We start from the raw sequence: 19232 nt of genomic DNA, 5'->3' as shown, positions 1-19232 counted from the left end.
TGGCACTCCCCTTGCATTCTCTTCGTGGTCAGAAACAACCGATGAGGTGACAGGAATGTTCGTGACCGTCGTTGCCGTGCTCTGCCGGCTAGGTGCATCTGCCTCGGGCGCTTGCGTCGAGGAAATCGTGACCGACAGCAACATGACGCCCGAGATTTCGATGATGCAGTGCGCGGTCGGCGCACAGGCACCCCTGGCGAAATGGATGGGCGAGCATCCGATCTATCACGCCAATTGGCGCCTCGAGCGTTACAAATGCGTGCCGGGTCACTACGAGATCAAGGGCCACGCCTGAAGGCCCCGCAAAACGACTGATCCGAACACGACGGATCGAGGAAACGCCCCGGGGGCCGCCTCCGACGGGCCGCACCGCGCCAGTTCCGATGAGACGGCGCGCTCTGTGACAACGATCACGCCCCTCTCCAATCAAGCCACCTCACGCAGGATCATCGCACGCGCCCGTCGCCCTTCCGGCGTCGGCATCAACGCATAGTTGTGCGGCTGGTCGCGGAGCAGATGCAGCTCGACCGGCACGCCCACCGCCCTCGCCCTTTCGGCCAGATCGACGCTATCGGGATAGAGCAGGTCGCGCGTGCCGGAAAAGATCGTCATCGGCGCGAGCGCGCGGAAGGCGCCGTTGAGCGGGCTGACGAAGGGATGGCCGACATCGAGCTCGCCGGCATAGAGCCGCCCCGCCTCGACGATCCCCGGAATGTCCTGGATCGGATCGCGCGCCGCGATCGCCACCTGCTCCGGCCGGCTGACCGAGGCATCGGCCGCGGGCGAGATCAGCACCATCCGGCTCGGCTGCCGATGGCCGCGATCGCGCAGCCATTGGCACGCGGCGAGCGCGAGGCCTGCGCCGGCCGAATTGCCTGCGACCGTGACCTTTGCGCTTCCCGCATCCTCCAGCAGCATGCGCAGCAGCTCGGCCGTCGCCGGCACGATGTCCTTCGCCGTGGCCGCCGGCGCGAGTGGATAGATCGGCACGACGCAAACGACGCGCGCCTTGCGCGTCATCTCGCCAATGAAGCGCCAATGCGCCGGCACGATTTCGTTGATGAAGCCGCCGCCGTGCAGGAACATGACGTAGTTGCAGCCCTCGTGGCCGGACGACGGCGCGGTGTAATAGACCGGCCATCCGCCCATCCTGGTCAGCGTTGCGTCGACGCTGCGGCCAAGTCCCGTCGGCTCGAACGATGCCGGCTCCAACGCGAGCTTTTGCACATGCGCCTGCACCATCTCGGCTGACGCGAGCTGCTTCTTGAACGGAAGAAGGCGCAGCAGGACGTTGAAGCACCGGCTCTGCAGGCTCGCTGCGGGATCGTTTGACGCCGTGCCCTGCGTGAAATGACCTTCACCGCACAGCCGCCCGATCGACAGGATTTTCGCTACGCTCATGCCCGTGCCCTCATCTGCTGCGCCGGCCGCCGCGATTGTCTCTGTCCATCGGACGCCGCTTGCGCCTATAATGCGAGCATTCACTCGCTTTTCCTACTCGCATTCGGATCGCTGGGGCATGGCTCGCAAAACGCCGACAAAACCCCGGAAAAATGCCTCGCAGGCGAGATCCCGCGCCACCGTCGACGCACTGGTCGAGGCGACTGCTCGCATTCTGGTCCGCGAAGGCTTTGAGAAGGCGAGCACCAACCGCATCGCGGAAGTAGCCGGCGTCAGCGTCGGTTCGCTCTACCAGTATTTTCCGAGCAAGGAGGCGCTCGTCGCCGCGGTGATCGAGCGGCACAACGAGGAGATCATGGGGCTGGTGCGCAGCGCGCTGGCCGAAGTCGCCGACCTGCCGATCGACAAGGCCGTGCGAAAACTCGTCACCGTCGCAATCGAAGCCCACCGCATCAACCCGAAACTCCATCGGGTGCTCGCCGAGCAGATCCCCCGCACCGGCCAGCTGAAGGACGTCGAAGCCTTCAACCGCGAGGTCCACGCTTTGGTGCGCACCTATCTCGAAAGCCGGCGGAAGGAGATGCGCAAGGTCGACCCGGGGCTGGCGACGTTCATCTGCGTCAGCACGATCGAAGCGGTCGCGCACAACACGGTGCTGAACCAGGCGGAGATGCTGACGGAGAAGACGGTGCGGACGCTGGTGGAGGAGACGACAAGGATGGTGGTGGGGTATTTGAGGTAGGTGAGTCGCTCAGGACGCTATTAGCATTCGCGGGGTCGCGAGAAGAGAGACGTCTATTCCTTCGGCGCGGCAATTAGCTCCGCGTCTGCAAGCGACGACAGTGCAATCTCAATTGTACGATCTTCGAACAACCTCAACTTCCGCTCGCCCGCTTCCTTTCCTCCCGGCCAGCTAGCGAGCCGCTCGCGCACCGCGCCTTCCCCGTATTCACAGTGTCATCGTCCTAAGCGACAACGCACACCAAGAACAAACTACGAACAACTTAAGATTCGGTCAATAGGAAGTCGGCTAACGCTGGAAGCCGTTGGGATCAGACAATGCCGCTTGCGGCGGTAACGAGGGCGAAGCTGTAAAGTCGCTATAGGACGAGTTCTTAGAACGCGAGAGGAAGATCGTTCTTCGCAGGGTATGTTTTCACCCCACAAGCCGGAAGGATAACATATGCCCTTGTTTTGCCCGACGCGTCAAATCGCTTCGGAAAAACATCATTCCGCCAATAACTTCGCTACTGTGCATGGGGTTGTTTTCGGCATTTTGATTGACGGACCACCAAATAGCCATCTGCCACTGACCGTCACGCACGCGTCACCGCCGGGAGCAGCCCCACGCCGACCGTCATCCACCCGACAGATGCTTTGAGAAAAATGGTCGGAGCGAGAGGATTTGAACCTCCGACCCCTAGTCTCCCAGACTAGTGCGCTAACCGGGCTGCGCCACGCTCCGAATGCCGTTCCATTAGCTAGGATCGCCGCTTTGCGCAAGGCGACGTCACAGCATTTTGGTGTATCCGCCCAAACCGCCCCGGAACTGCAGGCGAAGCCGGCGGAAAGCGGCCCCTAGCCGTCCTTCAGCGCCTGATCCAGCATCTCCTTGGCCGCGACGAGGTCGGCGAGCGCCCGGCCCAAGCGCTCCCGGTCGAGCGCGCTGGGGCCGGCGGGCGCAGCAGTGGCGCCGCCCTTGCGGAAGGTGGTGAGGATGTCCTCGTCGTCGATCTCGGTGAAGCGGAAGTCGATGCCTTCCGCCTCATCGCCCTGGAAGTCGTCATCGTCGGTGTCGGTGATGCCCTTGATGGGCGCCTCGTCCTCGGGCTCCATCAGGCTCGCGCCGATGGCGTCCTCGATCGCCCCGAACGAGACCGCGGCCGCGCTGTCGGCGAGGCCCTGCACCGATTTGACGCCGTGCTCTTTGAGGATCCGCTGCACCCCGCGGATGGTGTAGCCCTCGCCGTAGAGCAGCCGGCGGATGCCCTTGAGCAGGTCGACGTCGTCGGGGCGGTAATAGCGGCGGCCGCCGCTGCGCTTCATCGGCTTGATCTGGGAGAAGCGGGTCTCCCAGAACCGCAGCACGTGCTGCGGGATGTCGAGCTCCAGCGCTACTTCGCTGATGGTTCGGAACGCATCCGGCGCCTTGTCCAAATGCCAGTCCTTTCCGAAAGGCGGTTACGCCTCTTCTTGAGCCTTGGTGGTGGCGTCGCCATTGGTGCGATGCTGGGCGTTGATCCGCTGCTTCAGGATCGCCGACGGCTTGAACACCATGACGCGGCGCGGCGAGATCGGCACCTCGGTGCCGGTCTTCGGGTTGCGGCCGATGCGCTGACCCTTCTTGCGCACCATGAAGGAACCGAACGAGGACAATTTCACCGTCTCGCCCTTCTCAAGGCAGTCGGTGATCTCCTTCAGCACGAGTTCCACGAAGGCGGACGATTCCGTGCGCGACAGGCCCACCTTCTGGTAGACGGCTTCGCACAGATCGACACGCGTTACGGTTTTACTTTGATCGGTCATCGCCCTGCCCCACATCACGGCGAACAATTGTTGTCTGAAATTAGGAGGTTACGATACGGCGGTCAACAGCGCTCATCAATCCGACGCGTCGATAATCGGCGCGGATTCCGGCAAAATTTTATCTGATGTGGCTTACCAGCGCACCAGCGCGGAACCCCAGGTGAAGCCGCCGCCCATGGCTTCCAGCAGGACCAGATCGCCCTTCTTGATGCGACCGTCCTTGCGCGCCACCGCCAGCGCCAGCGGGATCGAGGCGGCCGAGGTGTTGCCGTGACGGTCCACCGTCAGCACCACCTTCTCCGGCGCGATATGCAGCTTGTGCGCGGAGGCGTCGATGATTCGCTTGTTGGCCTGGTGCGGCACGAACCAGTCGATGCTGTCGGCATTGAGCCCGGTTGCGTTGAAGGCATCGACGATGACGTCAGTGATCATGCCGACCGCATGCTTGAAGACCTCGCGGCCCTCCATGCGCAGATGGCCGACGGTCTGGGTCGAGGACGGGCCGCCGTCGACGAACAGCTTGGCCTTGTGGCGGCCGTCGGAGCGCAAGTGAGTGGTCACGACGCCGCGGTCGGTCGCGGCATTGCCCGGCTGCTCCTGCGCCTCCAGCACCACGGCGCCGGCGCCGTCGCCGAACAGCACGCAGGTGCCGCGATCGTTCCAGTCGAGGATGCGCGAGAAGGTCTCGGCGCCGATCACCAGCGCGCGCTTGTAGGCGCCGGTGCGCAGGAAATTGTCGGCGGTGGCAAGCGCGAACACGAAGCCCGAGCACACCGCCTGGAGATCGAACGCCGCGCCGTGATTGATGCCGAGCCCGTGCTGCACGGCGACTGCGGTTGCAGGGAAGGTGTTGTCGGGCGTCGAGGTCGCCAGCACGATCAGCTCGATCGACTGCGCATCCACGCCGGCATCGGTCAGCGCCGCCTGCGCCGCCTTGAGTGCCAGGTGCGAGGTGAACTCACCCTCGGCCGCGATGTGCCGCTCGCGAATGCCGGTGCGCTGCACGATCCACTCGTCGGAGGTGTCGATGCGCGCCGCCAATTGGGCGTTGGTCACCACCTGCTCCGGCAGATAAGAGCCGCAGCCGAGCACGACCGAACGAATTTTCGTCACGAAACAGCCTCCTGCGCGGCCTGCACGGAACTGAGTGCACCACCCTCGCGGTTGAGCATCTGATTGATCTTGTTCAGGAGATCGTAGTGAGCCATCTCATAGCCAACATCGATCGCATAGGCAAAGCCTTCGGCGTTGGTTCCGCCATGGCTCTTGACCACCACCCCGTTCAGTCCCAGCAGCACGCCGCCATTGGACTTGTTGGGGTCCATCTTGTCGCGCAGGGCCTGGAAGGCGCTGCGGGCGAAGACATAGCCGAGCTTGGAGAGCCAGCTCCGTTGCATCTCGTTACGGAGCAATTCCGCCATCTGCCGCGCGGTTCCCTCGGCGGCCTTGAGCGCGATGTTGCCGCTGAAGCCCTCGGTCACGATCACGTCGGCCAGCCCCTTGCCGATGCCGTCGCCCTCGACGAAGCCGATATAGTCGAGCTCCGGCAGGTTCCGCGCCCGCAGGATCTCGCTGGCCTCGCGGATCTCCTCGTGCCCTTTGATCTCCTCGGCGCCGATGTTGAGCAGCCCGACCGTGGGCCGCGTCTTGTTGAACAGCACGCTCGCCTTGGCCGCGCCCATCACCGCCATCGACACCAGGTGATGGGCATCGCCGCCGAGGGTGGCGCCGAGGTCGAGCACGACGGATTCGCCGCGCATGGTCGGCCAGATCGCGGAGATGGCCGGGCGGTCGATGCCCGGCAGCGTCCGCAGGTGGAAGCGCGCCATCGCCATCAGCGCGCCGGTATTGCCGGCGGAGATCGCGACGTCCGCCTCGCCCTTCTTGACCGCATCGATCGCGAGCCACATCGAGGAGCTCTTGCGGCCGCGCCGCAGCGCCTGGCTCGGCTTGTCCTCCATGCTGACGGCGACGTCGGTATGGACAATTTTGGAGGCGGCTTTCAGCTTCGGGTGCTTTTCGAGCTCGGGCTCGATCCTGGCGCGATCGCCGACCAGCAGAAACTCGGTATCGCGATGCCGCCCAAGCGAGATGGCGGCGCCCGGAATGACCACGGCGGGGCCGACATCGCCTCCCATGGCGTCCAGCGCGATGCGAACCTTGCTTGGCATAAAAGTCCTGGAAACCTGGTCTGGTGCGGTCTTGAGCTAGCGGGGCCGCAAAATGGGTTCGCCACGGACATGGCGATCGGCCAAGCGCCACGCCGCACCCGGACCGGGGCGCGACAATAGCGTTTTGTGCCCCCGAAACAACCTCTTGCCCCCAGCCTTTTGCATTCGGGGCGATCCGGCCACGAGCCCCGCATTTCGCAGGAAAGACATTGAAATCAGACAGATAAGCGGTTCTTTCAAACCATCAAGGCAAACGGCTCGCGTCCCCTATTGGCCCTTCTTCTTATCCTGAAGCGCCTTCAGCGCCGCGAAGGGATGGTCCTCGGGATCGGGAGCGGTGACCTCCGCCTCGAACACGGCCCCGTCCTTGCGAGGATAGGGATCGATCGCCAGGAACAGCGCGTCGGTGGCGAGACGGCCGAGGTCGATGATGCCATTGACGATCGGCTCGGGAGGGTCGGCGACCTCAGGCGGCTCCTCGTCGTCCCGCCCCTCCTCGATCAGGTCCGCCAGCCGGCGCGCCTCGGCCTCGGGGGCGAAGATCAGGTCCACCTCCTCCTCGATCTCGCTCTCGATCGGATCCAGCGTGACGACGCAGGTCTGGCCGATCCGGCCGCGGACCAGCCCCGTGACCTGCACACGACCGCCGCTTTTCGGCACGACATCGAAGCTGGCATGCGCGGACAGGACCTCGCGGAGGCCTGCGGCCTCCGCCATGGCCTGCCGCTCGGCCACTGATGCCTCGAGCTCGCGATGCAGCCCGGCGTCGGGGATCTGCGCAACGATGATGGGCGCCCGCCAGGGATCGGGCTCGGATCCGGCATTCGATCGGCTCATGGCGTGACATCCTCAGGGAGTGCTGGAGGAAACTTGAAGGCGGCGCGCAGCAGCGTGGCCTCCTCGGCCTGGCCAAGATCGGCCTCACTGGCCCTCGCATAGGCCGCAAGCCGCTGCGCCTGGTCGAGGCCGGTCCCATTCAAGATATTCTTGCAGATCGCCGATGCCAGCGCCTCGCCGCCAGCTTCCATGGCCTGGTCATAGGCCTGGACGCGCCCGTAGAAGGCCTCACCGAAGGCCCGCATCCGCTTCGGCACGGTCTGGTCCCCCACCCCCATCTCGCGCAGATTGTCGTCCATGTCCTCGCAGAAGCGGTCGAACAGCGCCTGGGACAGCTCGGTGGCGCCTCCAGTGACGCCTTGGGCCGTGCGCAGGCGGCGCAGCAGCAGCCAGAGATGCAGCAGCAACAGGTCGAAACGCCCGTTAACCGTATCTGGCACGCCCAAGTCGCGGTAAAAGGTGGGTTCTCGCGCCTGCGTCACGATCATGCCATAGATGGCTTCAATGGTGCCCGGCGGGGTTCGCCGGGGTTTCCTGAAGTGATTGAACGGCCAAAGCATTGTGGTTTCCGCAAGCGGGCGCGCGCGTGTTGCATTCAGACGCCCTGCCCGGTACTTCAGCGCCTCGCGCGACGCAAGGGGACGGAATCAGTTCCGCTATGACGACAACGAACCAGACCAGCCTGCGCGCGGACAAGCGGCGCGGCCTTCACGCATGCTGGCGCGGCTTGCGCATGCTCGCGGCTACGGCCGCGGTCGGCGTGGCACTTGCCGCCTGCACCGGCGAGCAGTTCCAGAAGGGGTACATCCTGCCGCCCGGCGCGCTCGAGCAGATTCCGATCGGCGCAAGCCAGGACCAGGTGCTGATCGTGATGGGCACGCCCTCCACCGTCGCGACCCTCGACGGTGAAGTGTTCTATTACATTTCTCAGCGCTCGGAGCGTCCGGTCGCCTTCATGAACCAGAAGGTGGTCGACCAGCGCGTGATCGCGATCTATTTCGACAAGAACCGGCGCGTGCGCCGACTTGCGAATTACGGTCTCCAGGACGGCAAGATCTTCGACTTCATCAGCCGCACCACGGCGACGTCGGGTCAGGAGATGAGCTACCTCGCGCCGCTGTTCAAGCTGCTCAGCTTCAACTGAGGCTCCACGGCATTTTCGAGCGAAATGGAAATGGGTTCGCATCAAAGAGCCCTTCCAATTCCACCGCAAGGTAAATGAGCTTGAGCCTGCGGCGTCGTGCCGCCCTCCGTGCAGCACTTGCCGTTGCGCGCGACTTGCGGTCGCACGAGCGGTTCCGTACCGTCCCTGCAAAGCAAGAAGCAGGGAGTGGATTCGTGCCCAAGAAATTTCAGAACACTTTGTTGTCCCGCCGTCGCCTGCTCACCGGCGCTGCCGGCCTCTCGGCCGCAGCGATCCTGCCGCGATCGAGCCTTGCCGACTGGAAGCCCACCGAAAACGTCCGCCTCATCGTGCCGGCCGCAGCCGGCGGCTCGACCGACGTGATGGGCCGGCTCCTCGCCGCGCATCTGCAAACCGCCTGGGGCCAATCGGCGGTCGTGGAAAACCGCTCCGGCGGCGGCGGCACGATCGGAACGGCCGAGGCCGTGCGCGCCAAGCCGGATGGTCACACCATCCTGGTCGGCAACCCCGGGCCGAACGCGATCGCCTACAGCATCTTCAAGAACCTCACCTACAAGCCGGACCAGCTCCAGCCGGTCTCCAACATGATCCGGATTCCGAACATCGTCTCGGCGCATCCGAAGACCGGCATCAAGTCGATTCCCGAGCTGATCGCGTATCTGAAGTCCAATCCAGATAAGCTCAGCTACGCCTCCTCCGGCGTCGGCCAGAGCCCGCACCTCACCGGCGCCTGGTTCCTCCAGCTCACCGGGCTGAAGATGACGCACATCCCATTCCGCGGCGCCGGCCCCGCCCTTCAGGCCGCGCTCGCCGGCGACATCCAGATCCTGTTCGACAATCTCTATCCGAGCCTGCCGCAGGTGCAGAACGGCACGCTCAACGGCCTCTGCGTCACCACGACCGAGCGCAGCGACCTCGCGCCGAACTTGCCGACGATGCGCGAGAGCGCGCCGGAGCTGGCCAATTTCGACATATCGTCCTGGTTCTGCGTGTTCCTGCCGAAGGGCGTCTCACCCGAGGTGCTCAACGCGCTCAATCTCCAGGTCAAGGCGATGCTCGAGCGCGACGACATCAAGAAGCAGATCGCCGCGATGGGCGCCCGCGCCGACTACGGCACCCCGCAGCAGTTCGCCGCCTTCGTGGACGCCGAGACGAAGAAGTTCGCCGGCATCATCCAGAAGGAAGGCCTGCAGATGGATGTGCAGTAGCCATCACCATCGTCATTACCAGCGTAGCGAAGCAATCCAGGCTGCCACAACGGAAAGATCCTGGATTGCTTCGTCGCATCAGCGCAAAATTGCTACGCAATTTTGTCGCGAGCTCCTCGCAAGGACGCGGTGAGATCAGCGGCAAGGGAGCACGGAACGCTGCGACTGCGCCATGGTGGCGTTCGCGGACTCGCTGATCTTCGTAGTGGCGCACCTACTTCGTACGGGGTGCGCCGATCGCCACACCGGTGAGCGTCCCGTTGATATGCATCGGACCATACAATTCGCCATAGGTATTGCACCCAAACACGCGATGGGTCCGGTACAGTTCCGACATGTCGCGGTCGCATTGATGCTCGACGCCCATACGCCTCTGAACGGACTCGAATCCGATATAGAGTGAGACCTCCCCGATTTCTTCCTGGATTTGCGCGAAAAGATCGCTGGTTTGGTCGACCGGGTGACGCAGCGTGGCCACCGTAAACACGAGGCCTTTGTCAATGGCGGAGGCAAAATGTAGCGTGCCGTCCGCATCGACCCGCCGTATCGAGCGTGCGTAATACGCATCGCCGATCCGCACGAGCACAGGATGGGATGCAAACGCAGTCACATCGAGTACGCCGCCGGCGATGCCGGCCATACGTGAATACTCGGCTGCTGCCGGCTCGGCATTCAATTCGCTAACAGTACGTCGATCTGGATCGGCCTCCGTCACTACCATTTTTTCTGTGCTGGGCTCGCAAGTGTCGCAAGAAAAGATGAGGAACGGCAACGACGTCTTGAACACAAGGAGCACCGCCGCATCCGTATGGGCACGGCCCCCGAAATAAACCCAGCTGCGCTCAAATCGCAGACCATCTGCGGCCGAGCCGCCGACCAGCGGCATGTGACCGAGCGAGGCATGAATCGCGGCCAAAACGACCTCTTCCCGCTGGCACATACCATCGATGAGCAACAGCCCGAAACAGCGCTCGCCATCGGCGTTGCCGCCGTGCCGGAAGAAGCGATGCCGAATATCTGCGCCAATCGTGCGATGGTCTTCGATGCGAAAATCCGAGAGTCCCGGGATAGGGTGAGCCGTCACGTCGAAGTCGGCAGCGCTAAAGGCGAGCGCGACGACGCTGTTCTCATCCCGTCCGTTGAGCGCAATCTCGCCGGCGGTCGTGCAGCCGAAGACGGGCGTGCCCATGAAGCGAGCCGTCATTTCGGCCGCAAACCGTTGCGGATCGTAACAAGGTGAAACAAACACGAGCACCGCCGCAAGCCCGCTGGCTGGGAGAACGCTTGCCAGCTCCGCCGCCGCACCCGCGGGGGTAGACGCTTTCGTCTCGACGGCAACAACGCCGGATGAGCATCGATTGAGCATCCGCGTCAGAAACCTGGTTGCTGAAGCGCGATGAATTCCGATTGAACCATCATCGCGCTTCAGCTCGTTCAGTTTACACGTGTGGCAAGCAACTCGGACAGGTTAGCGTCGAGCTGTGCGAGCATCTGCGGATCGGTGCCGAATAGACCCAGGTGCCCGTCGATGCTGGCCAGCGGACGGAACTCGCTTCCCGGAATCAGCCGTTGCTCGGCCTCGCAATCGGCCGGCGGGAAGAACATGTCGTGACTGATCGGCATCACGAATGTCTTCGCCTTGATACGCCCGAGAGCGGCAGCAAGGTCGCCGCCGGCGTTGCGACTGACGTCGCCGCGCTGCCATTTCCACGCCATGGACAACAGATTGTTCGGGTCCATCGGCGCGAAGTAACCGGTCATAAAGGTGTCGATAAAGGCCTGCACGGATTCGAAACCAAGCGCCTTGTGCCGATTGGCGCGGAAGAAGTCGGTGCTCCAACCCATCACGGTCCAGAGCTTCGCCTGTCGCTTGAGCCCCGCGGCGACGTCGGCCGGCGAGCCGTAACGTCCCTCGCGGAAGCCCGGATCGGTCGTGATTGCCTCATTCAGCGTCTCCGCGAAGAGGAAGTCGTGCTCGGTATTCTTCGCCGTACCGGCGATCGGCGCCGCGCGTTTGACGAAATCCGGATAGCGCACGGCCCACTCGTAGGTCTGCTGCGCGCCCATCGAGCCTCCGACCACGAGCGCCAGGCTCTTGAGCCCGAAGTTTTCGGTCAACAGCCGATGCTGGGCGCGAACGTCGTCGCCGATGCGGACCTTTGGGAAATTTGGCCCGGTCATCGCCCCACCGGTGTTGTGCGGCGATGTCGACAATCCACTGCCGATTTGGTTGACCACGATGATGAAGTATTTCGCAGGATCGAGCGCCCGGCCCGCACCGATATAGACCTGCTCCATGATCTTGCTCGTGCCCGAATACCAGGTGGGGACGAGAATGGCGTTGTCCTTCGCAGCGTTGAGCGCGCCGTGTGTGGCGACGGCGAGTTTGCAGTTGGGAATGGTGCCGCCATCCTCGAGCAGCAGGTCGCCGATGTCGATCATCTCGTAGGGGCCGTGACCTTCAGGCCCGTAATAGGGATTGTTGTTCATGTGAATTTTCCTTTGGAGCCCGAGGTCAGTTCATCGCGAGACCGGGATAGCCGCTGGCGGCCAGCTCGTCGCATTGTCGATTGTAGTTGCCGACGCCCCCGATATAGGACAACAGCCGGCGCGGCTTGCCGTCGACGTTGGAGCCCATGTACCAAGAGTCGGTTTTGACCACGAGCGTCGCCGCAGCGGTGTCGTCATGGTGCTTCACCCAATTGTCTTCGAACTCGCGGGTGGCCTCGATCGTTTGCTTGCCTTGCGTCCGCGCGTACCCGATGCAGTCGGTGATCCAGTCGACTTGCTGCTGCAGGCAGGTGGTCATGTTGCAGAGTGCAGCCGAAGGTGCGAGCGGCGCGCCGGTCGTGAACAGGTTCGGATAGCCATGGACCTGGAGGCCCATGGCGGTACGAATCTCCTGCTTCCATTGTTCTTTCAGCGAACGACCGCCGCGGCCGCGGAAGTCGATCCGGCTCAGCGCGCCGGAGCCGGCGTCGAAGCCGACAGCGAGAATAATGACGTCGACCTCATGCACCTTGCCGTCGGAGGTTTGGATACCCTCGGGTACGATGCGCTCGATCGGCGTGGACCGGCAGTCGATTGCTTCGACGTTGTTCTGCAGATAGACCTCGAGATAGCCGTTCTCGAGCGGCACGCGGTGCGTGCCGAAGCCATAATCAGAAGGGATCAGGAGGCTGCACAGTTTCGGATCGTTGCGCAGGCGCTCACGCATCTTGCCCCGTACGAAGTCGGATACGACGGCGCTGACCGATTCGTCGAAGAACATCTCCGGGAAGGTCGCGAGCCACATCGATAGCGAGCCTTCCTTCCAGAACTTTTCCAGCACTTCCGTGCGCTCGCCGGGCGTCAGCTCCGCCCAGGGACGGTTCTCGAAGTCGTAGTGGAAGCCGGCGAAGGTCGAACGGACGCGCTTCTTCAGGTCGTGGAATTGACTGGCCCAGACCTCCCATTCGGCCTGGCTGTATCGCGGATTTTTCATCGGCACCACGTATTGCGGCGTCCGCACGAAGATCTTCATTTCGGCCACGTCGGGGGCGATGGTCTGGATGACCTGGATGCCGGTCGCGCCGGTGCCGACCACAGCGACGCGCTTACCTTTGAGATCGACGCCGCTCTTCGGCCATCGTCCGGTATGGTGGATCTCGCCTCGGAACGTCGACTGGCCGGGAAAGCGGTCCACGAGCGGAGCCGACAGCATGCCGCAACAAGCGAGGACATATTGCGTGTCGATCGTCTCGCCGGCGTCCGTCGTGACCGTCCAGCGGCCGTCCTTCTCGCGATAGTGGGCCGAGGCGATGCGGCTGTTGAATTGAATGTCCTTCTTCAAGTCGAGGTGATCCGCGACGAAGTTCAGCCAGCGTTCGGTCTCCGGCTGCGCGGGAAATCGTTCGCTCGGCTTCCAGGCCTTGTACAGGTCTTCGGAGAACCAATACTGGTAGACCTCGACCTGGGAATCGAAGCGCGCACCCGGATAGCGATTCCAATACCAGGTGCCCCCCACTCCCGATGCCGTATCGTAGGCGCGGACGTTCAGTCCCATCTCGCGCAGGCGATACAACTGATAGAGACCGGCGATCCCGGCGCCGATGACCAGCGCGTCCAACCGTGTTGTCGGTGCATCCGCACGCGACGCATGTGTCGGCTCCAACAAGGTGTCCATAACGTTTCCCCTCTTTTGTACCGGCCGCTTGAGCGACCGAATGGCCATTCGGCCGTGGGGAGGAACGTTAGAAGCGACGTGCAGCGTCGTCTTGAATGAACCAGTGAGTTTGTTGAAGGATCAGGTGAAGGAGCGCTAGCGAGAGCTGTCGTCGTCCCTCAGGGCGGCCGGTGTCCGGCCCAGCCGTGCGCGCATAACGCGCGTCAAATGAGCCTGATCCGCGAAGCCGCATTCCGACGCGATCGCCTTCACCGGCAGGCGGCCAAGAGCCAACATTTGCTGAGCTTTTTCGAGCCGACGGTCGACGACGTACTGATGGGGGCTGGTCTGAAACGAGGCGCGAAAGCGCTTCCCGAAAGTCCATACGCCCATCGAGGCGACTTCGGCGAGTTCCTCGAGCGAGAGCGCCTGATCGATCCGGGCTTCGACGTAGTCGACAATGCGTTTGCGTATTGCCGGCGGCAGCTCACCCCTTCCGGACTTATCGACAAACTGAACCGATGCAAAGTTGCGAAGCAGATTCACGACGAGCTGTGTGCTCAACGCGTCGACGTATAACGCACCGCCGATGCCGTTGCCGCTGGCTTCGCGAGATATGGCCTTGACGGCTTCGGTCACGATCGGGCTTTGCGTGCGCAATATGTCGTGGAGCCGCACCGCGGCGATCGGCCGCTCAAGGACGTCGGCAGCCACGCGGGACACCACTGCGTCCGAAAGATAGACATGCGAGACGTCGATCTGTTCGGTCCAGTGCCAGTGCGAGGCCTGCGAGCGGGTCAATAGCGAAATATCGCCCGGATGACACTCGGTCCGGGTCCAGCGCCCCTCGAAACGCCGCTCCATCATGGTGCTGCCGCGCTTGTAGGAGACGATCATGAAGTCGGCCATCGCGGGCACTGGGACATCGAGACCGCTATAGCGGTAGGTCCGCAGCTCAACGCCCTTCCAGCCTTGACCGGCACTGCAGCGCAGCAATTCGCCCGGTACCCAGCGCGGCAGTTCTTCTGGTCGAATGAGCAGTGCCATGGGATTTTTCCAACGTCGCGGACTGGCGGCACCTGTGCGAACTATTGTCAACAGCAGGTTTGTACGTGTCAAGCCGAGCCTGCAGCGCATCACTTCGTGCTGCGCAGCGTCCGGGGAACGCCGACAAAGGAACGCTCCCAAACAAAAACCCCGCGGCTCGCGCCGCGGGGTTTTGTCTTTCAGGCTTGCGCAGCTCAGTGCGCCAGGATCGCCAGCAGCAAGAGGGCCACGATGTTGGTGATCTTGATCATCGGGTTCACCGCGGGGCCGGCCGTGTCCTTGTAGGGATCGCCGACGGTGTCGCCAGTGACGGCCGACTTGTGGGCATCAGAGCCCTTGCCGCCGAAATGGCCGTCCTCGATGTACTTCTTGGCGTTGTCCCAGGCGCCGCCGCCCGAGGTCATGGAGATCGCGACGAACAGGCCCGTCACGATCACGCCGAGCAGCATCGCGCCAACGGCCGAGAACGCCGCCGACTTGCCGGCCGCACCGCCGCCCGCGATCGCGTAGATCAGGAAGTAGACGACGATCGGCGACAGCACCGGCAGCAGCGAGGGGATGATCATCTCCTTGATCGCCGCACGGGTGAGCAGGTCCACGGCCTTGCCGTAGTCAGGCTTGTCGGTCCCCTGCATGATGCCCGGCTTCTCGCGGAACTGCCGACGGACCTCCTCGACGATCGCGCCGGCCGCACGGCCGACCGCCGTCATGCCCAGCGCGCCGAACAGGTACGGCAACAGACCACCGAACAGCAGGCCCACAACAACGTAAGGATTGTTCAGCGAGAAGTCCGGATTGACGCCCTGGAAGTAAGCATTCTTGCCGGCGATGAAGAACTTGAGGTCTTCATTGTAGGCCGCGAACAGCACCAGAGCGCCGAGACCGGCGGAGCCGATCGCGTAGCCCTTGGTCACTGCCTTGGTGGTGTTGCCGACCGCGTCGAGCGCGTCGGTCGACTTGCGCACCTCCTTCGGCAGGCCCGCCATCTCGGCAATGCCGCCGGCGTTGTCGGTGACGGGGCCGAAGGCGTCGAGGGCGACGATCATGCCGGCCAGCGCCAGCATGGTGGCGGTCGCGATCGCGATGCCGAACAGCCCGGCGAGGCTGTAGGTGACCAGGATGCCGGCGATGATCACGAGCGCGGGCAGCGCAGTCGCTTCCATCGAGACGGCGAGGCCCTGGATCACGTTGGTGCCGTGACCGGTGACCGAGGCTTGCGCAATCGACTTCACCGGACGGTAGTCGGTGCCGGTGTAGTATTCGGTGATCCAGATGATCAGCGCGGTGACGACGAGGCCGACCACGCCGCATTCGAACAGCGCCATGCCGGTGTAGCCGACACCCTCGAGCTTGCCGAAGCCGATCAGGTAATAGATCACCAGCGCGATGCCGATCAGCGACAGGATGCCGGTCGCGATCAGGCCCTTGTAGAGCGCGCCCATGATCGACTGGCTCGGCCCGAGCTTGACGAAGAATGTGCCGATGATCGAGGTGATGATGCAGATGCCGCCGATCGCGAGCGGCAGCGTCATCATGTTGGCGAGGATCGGCGTCTTGGCGAAGTAGATCGCAGCCAGTACCATGGTGGCGACCGCGGTCACCGCATAGGTCTCGAACAGGTCGGCGGCCATGCCGGCACAGTCGCCGACATTGTCACCGACGTTGTCGGCGATGGTCGCGGGGTTGCGCGGATCGTCCTCGGGAATGCCGGCCTCGACCTTGCCGACGAGGTCGCCGCCGACGTCCGCACCCTTGGTGAAGATGCCGCCGCCGAGACGGGCGAAGATCGAGATCAGCGAGGCGCCGAAGCCGAGTGCCACCATGGCATCGACCACGGTGCGGCTATCGGGCGCGAGCTTCAGCGAGTGGACCAGGAAGCCGAAATAGAGGGTCACACCCAGCAGTGCGAGACCGGCCACCAGAAGTCCGGTAATGGCGCCCGCCTTGAAGGCGAGCTCGAGGCCGCCGGCGAGCGACGTCGTTGCGGCCTGGGCCGTGCGCACGTTGGCGCGGACCGAGACGTTCATGCCGATGAAGCCGGCTGCCCCCGACAGGACGGCGCCGATGGCGAATCCGATCGCGACATAAACTCCAAGGAAGTAGGCAAGCAGCGCGAAAATGACGATGCCGACGAGACCGATCGTGGTGTACTGGCGCCGCAGATAGGCCTGTGCGCCTTCACGCACGGCTCCCGCGATCTCCTGCATGCGCGGCGACCCCGCATCCGCGCCCAACACCGAAGACGTCGCCCAAATCGCGTAGACGACGGAAAGCACTCCGCAGAGCACTATCAACCATAATGCTGTCATGTGATTTTTGCCTCAGATCCTTGATGTACCCCCGGCGCCTTTTGTTGTCCGTCGTGCGGTGCGGCGCCTTGATTTTGAACAAAGCCGCCCCCTTTGCCCCAAGGGACGGCCTCAGTCGGTTGCGAGCTTGCCAAAATCAAATTGAGGGTGCAACGCCGGATGAGGTCGAAAACGCCGATCTGGGCAGGTATTTAGGGCCCAATGCCGCGAACTAAGATGCCGGTTTGGAGCAATTCCTAGAAGTGGCTGTAAGACAGCCGCGTCAAGAGCAGTTCCTGGCCCTGCCCGTCCAGGAAACGCGGCTGCTCGTGACCGTCCACGATCGTACCGATCGCGGTCACGGCAACGCCCATGGCCCGCCCCGCGGCGATCAGCGCGTCGCTTTGCGCGGGCGGAACGGTGCACAGCACCTCGTAGTCATCGCCTCCCGCAAGCAGCGCCTCGACGCCAACGACATTGCGGGCGAGCAGGCCGGCCGCCGCGGCCGAGAGTGGCACGCTCGTCACGTCGACCGAAGCCGAGACCCCGGACGCAGCGCAGAGCTTGGTCAGATCACCGGCGAGGCCGTCGGAGACGTCCATCGCTGCGGTCGCATGATCGCGCACCGCTCGCGCCAGCACGTTGCGCGGCTGCGGCACCCGATAGCGTGAGATCAAAGCTTCCCTTGCCGCGGAATTGGACGCGAGCGCCGCGGCAACGGCGCCGCCCTTGAGCACGTCGAGGCCAAGCGCGGCATCGCCAATCGTCCCGGTCACCAGGATGCGGTCGCCCGGCCTTGCACCGGTACGGCCGATCATCCGGCCCCGAGGCACACGTCCGAAGGCCGTGATCGAGATCATCTGCGGGCCGGGCGTCGACACCGTGTCGCCGCCGAGCAGAGGACAAGCGAAGGTCTTGGCGTCCTCGCCGAGCGAGTCCGCAAACGGGCGGAGCCAGGCATCCTCCTTGCTGCGCAATGCCAGCGTCAGCACGAAGCCGGCAGGCAGCGCGCCCTTGGCGGCGAGATCGGACAGGTTCACCCGCAGTGCTTTGCGCGCGATGGTCTCGGGCGGATCGTCGGCAAGATAATGCACGCCCTCGACCACGGCATCGGTGGTGACGACGATGTCGTCGCCGGACGAGGATAGGACCGCAGCGTCATCGACCAGCCCGAACGCGCCGGGATCGGTCGCCAGCGGCTTGAAATAGCGCGCGATGAGGGAGTCTTCGCCGGAGGGATTGTTTGCCATGAGCGTCAGCCACACCCACCGCTGTCATCGCCCGGCTCGACCGGGCGATCCAGTATTCCAGAGACGGTCATGTGAAATCGATAGGCCGCGGCGTACTGGATCACCCGCCTTCGCGGGTGATGACAGCGGAATATGGGGCAGCCGCACTGCATCACTTCACCGCCCTTGCGGAAAACTACCCCCGCCCGAACTCGTCGCCACGGAACTGCCGGCCGATCTGGTCGAGCACGGCATTGACCATGCCGGTCTCCTCGCGGTCGACGAATGCATTGGCGACGTCGACATATTCCGAGACCACGACGCGGCCCGGCACGTCCTTGCGATGCTGGAGCTCATAGGCTCCCGCGCGCAGCACCGCGCGCAGGATGGCTTCGATCCGCTTCAAGGGCCAGCCCTTCGACAGCGCCTCGTCGATCAGCGGATCGAGCTTCTTCTGGTCACGCACCACGCCCGAGACGACGTCGCGGAAGAACGCCGCCTCGGCCGGCAGGTAAGTGTCACCCTCGACCTCGTTGCCCAGCCAATGGCTCTCGAACTCGGCGAAGATGTCGTTGATGCCGGCGCCGGCGATATCCATCTGGTACAGCGCCTGCACGGCGGCGAGCCGCGCCGCGCCGCGCCGGTTTGCTTTCTTCTCCGGAGTGCCCGCCGGCTTCTTGCTGTTGTCGGCCATGGCTTCAGGCCCGCGCCAGGCGGCGTTTGATGCGCAGCATCGCAAGCGCTGCGCGCGCGGCATCGCCGCCCTTGTTGAGCTCGCTGGCGCGCGCCCGCGCCCAGGCCTGGTCTTCGTTGTTGACGGTGAGGATGCCGTTGCCGAGCGGCAGTTTTCGCGAAACCGCGAGGTCCATCAGCGCGCGCGAGGATTCCTGCGAGACGATCTCGAAGTGAATGGTGTCGCCGCGGATGACGCAGCCGAGCGCGATCACCGCGTCATAGGGCTTGCCGTTCGCCGCCGCGGCATCGACCGCGATGGCGACCGCCGCCGGGATCTCCAGCGCACCGGGAACCGTGATGACGTCGTGCGTCAGACCGGCCGCCTTCAACTCGGCCACCGCGCCGTCGAGCAGCGCGTCCTGGAGATCGTCATAGAACCGCGCCTCGACAATCAGCGCGCGTGCGCCGGAAATGTCGGTCTGGTCCTTCAGGGGTGCGCGCCGCGCGTCTGCCATGGTCAACCTATTCTGTCATTGCCGGGCTTGACCCGGCAATCCATCGG

19 protein-coding genes and 1 tRNA gene are annotated in these 19232 nt (G+C 63.9%); 4 read left to right on the top strand and 16 right to left on the bottom strand.

The annotated features are described in order from the left end of the window. Window positions 1-55 precede the first annotated feature (55 nt). Complete coding sequence (locus CVM73_RS14555; protein ID WP_100232659.1) at window positions 56-295, top strand: hypothetical protein; 240 nt, start codon at window positions 56-58, stop codon at window positions 293-295. A 131-nt stretch (window positions 296-426) separates the two neighbouring features. On the opposite strand, the gene CVM73_RS14550 is transcribed toward CVM73_RS14555, so the two are convergent. Then, window positions 427-1401 (bottom strand): alpha/beta hydrolase fold domain-containing protein, encoded by a 975-nt coding sequence (locus CVM73_RS14550; RefSeq protein ID WP_100232658.1) that lies wholly within the window; start codon window positions 1399-1401, stop codon window positions 427-429. Between the two features lie 118 nt (window positions 1402-1519). Between CVM73_RS14550 and CVM73_RS14545 the strand changes: the two genes are divergently transcribed. After that, complete coding sequence (locus CVM73_RS14545) at window positions 1520-2143, top strand: TetR/AcrR family transcriptional regulator (RefSeq protein WP_167406831.1); 624 nt, start codon at window positions 1520-1522, stop codon at window positions 2141-2143. Between the two features lie 645 nt (window positions 2144-2788). On the opposite strand, the gene CVM73_RS14535 is transcribed toward CVM73_RS14545, so the two are convergent. From CVM73_RS14535 to CVM73_RS14505, 7 genes are all read right to left on the bottom strand, one after another. Then, window positions 2789-2866, bottom strand: a tRNA-Pro gene (locus tag CVM73_RS14535). A gap of 113 nt (window positions 2867-2979) precedes the next feature. Further along, window positions 2980-3558 (bottom strand): MerR family transcriptional regulator, encoded by a 579-nt coding sequence (locus CVM73_RS14530; RefSeq protein WP_100232656.1) that lies wholly within the window; start codon window positions 3556-3558, stop codon window positions 2980-2982. A gap of 24 nt (window positions 3559-3582) precedes the next feature. After that, window positions 3583-3927, bottom strand: coding sequence for an integration host factor subunit alpha (locus CVM73_RS14525; RefSeq protein WP_208639202.1), 345 nt, complete (start codon window positions 3925-3927; stop codon window positions 3583-3585). A gap of 132 nt (window positions 3928-4059) precedes the next feature. Further along, window positions 4060-5040: a beta-ketoacyl-ACP synthase III gene (locus CVM73_RS14520; protein WP_100232655.1), complete on the bottom strand. Its 981-nt coding sequence runs from the start codon at window positions 5038-5040 to the stop codon at window positions 4060-4062. After that, a complete protein-coding gene (gene plsX, locus CVM73_RS14515) occupies window positions 5037-6098 on the bottom strand; it encodes a phosphate acyltransferase PlsX (protein WP_100232654.1) in 1062 nt (353 codons plus the stop codon). The genes CVM73_RS14520 and plsX overlap by 4 nt, the downstream gene beginning before the upstream one ends. Window positions 6099-6365: 267 nt before the next feature. Then, window positions 6366-6935, bottom strand: coding sequence for a YceD family protein (locus CVM73_RS14510; protein WP_100232653.1), 570 nt, complete (start codon window positions 6933-6935; stop codon window positions 6366-6368). Further along, a complete protein-coding gene (locus CVM73_RS14505) occupies window positions 6932-7495 on the bottom strand; it encodes a ubiquinol-cytochrome C chaperone family protein (protein WP_100232652.1) in 564 nt (187 codons plus the stop codon). The genes CVM73_RS14510 and CVM73_RS14505 overlap by 4 nt, the downstream gene beginning before the upstream one ends. A gap of 98 nt (window positions 7496-7593) precedes the next feature. Here CVM73_RS14505 and CVM73_RS14500 point away from each other — a divergent pair, with 98 nt between their 5' ends. Together CVM73_RS14500 and CVM73_RS14495 are read left to right on the top strand one after the other, a co-directional pair. Continuing rightward, window positions 7594-8079 (top strand): outer membrane protein assembly factor BamE, encoded by a 486-nt coding sequence (locus tag CVM73_RS14500; protein ID WP_167406830.1) that lies wholly within the window; start codon window positions 7594-7596, stop codon window positions 8077-8079. A 194-nt stretch (window positions 8080-8273) separates the two neighbouring features. Then, window positions 8274-9287: a Bug family tripartite tricarboxylate transporter substrate binding protein gene (locus CVM73_RS14495; RefSeq protein ID WP_100232651.1), complete on the top strand. Its 1014-nt coding sequence runs from the start codon at window positions 8274-8276 to the stop codon at window positions 9285-9287. A 214-nt stretch (window positions 9288-9501) separates the two neighbouring features. Here the strand turns inward: CVM73_RS14495 and CVM73_RS14490 are convergent, their stop codons facing one another. From CVM73_RS14490 to ribH, 8 genes are all read right to left on the bottom strand, one after another. Continuing rightward, on the bottom strand, window positions 9502-10653 hold the full coding sequence (locus CVM73_RS14490; RefSeq protein ID WP_100232650.1) for an FIST N-terminal domain-containing protein: 1152 nt from the start codon (window positions 10651-10653) through the stop codon (window positions 9502-9504). A 68-nt stretch (window positions 10654-10721) separates the two neighbouring features. Further along, window positions 10722-11777, bottom strand: coding sequence for an alpha/beta fold hydrolase (locus CVM73_RS14485; RefSeq protein ID WP_100232649.1), 1056 nt, complete (start codon window positions 11775-11777; stop codon window positions 10722-10724). Window positions 11778-11802: 25 nt separating this feature from the next. Further along, complete coding sequence (locus CVM73_RS14480) at window positions 11803-13452, bottom strand: flavin-containing monooxygenase (RefSeq protein WP_100232648.1); 1650 nt, start codon at window positions 13450-13452, stop codon at window positions 11803-11805. A 135-nt stretch (window positions 13453-13587) separates the two neighbouring features. Continuing rightward, entirely contained in the window at window positions 13588-14478 is an 891-nt protein-coding gene (locus CVM73_RS14475) for a helix-turn-helix domain-containing protein (protein ID WP_100232647.1), read from the bottom strand. A gap of 194 nt (window positions 14479-14672) precedes the next feature. Continuing rightward, entirely contained in the window at window positions 14673-16787 is a 2115-nt protein-coding gene (locus CVM73_RS14470) for a sodium-translocating pyrophosphatase (RefSeq protein WP_100232646.1), read from the bottom strand. Between the two features lie 236 nt (window positions 16788-17023). Continuing rightward, window positions 17024-18016, bottom strand: a complete 993-nt coding sequence (thiL, locus tag CVM73_RS14465; protein ID WP_100232756.1) for a thiamine-phosphate kinase — start codon at window positions 18014-18016, stop codon at window positions 17024-17026. A gap of 175 nt (window positions 18017-18191) precedes the next feature. After that, window positions 18192-18689, bottom strand: a complete 498-nt coding sequence (nusB, locus tag CVM73_RS14460) for a transcription antitermination factor NusB (protein WP_100232645.1) — start codon at window positions 18687-18689, stop codon at window positions 18192-18194. 4 nt (window positions 18690-18693) lie between these two features. After that, window positions 18694-19185: a 6,7-dimethyl-8-ribityllumazine synthase gene (ribH, locus tag CVM73_RS14455; protein WP_100232644.1), complete on the bottom strand. Its 492-nt coding sequence runs from the start codon at window positions 19183-19185 to the stop codon at window positions 18694-18696. Window positions 19186-19232: the final 47 nt, after the last annotated feature.

This window comes from Bradyrhizobium forestalis (assembly GCF_002795245.1).
GTDB lineage: Bacteria > Pseudomonadota > Alphaproteobacteria > Rhizobiales > Xanthobacteraceae > Bradyrhizobium > Bradyrhizobium forestalis.
Note: the sequence above shows the minus strand (reverse complement) of the source record. Positions and strands in the feature narration are given on the sequence as shown.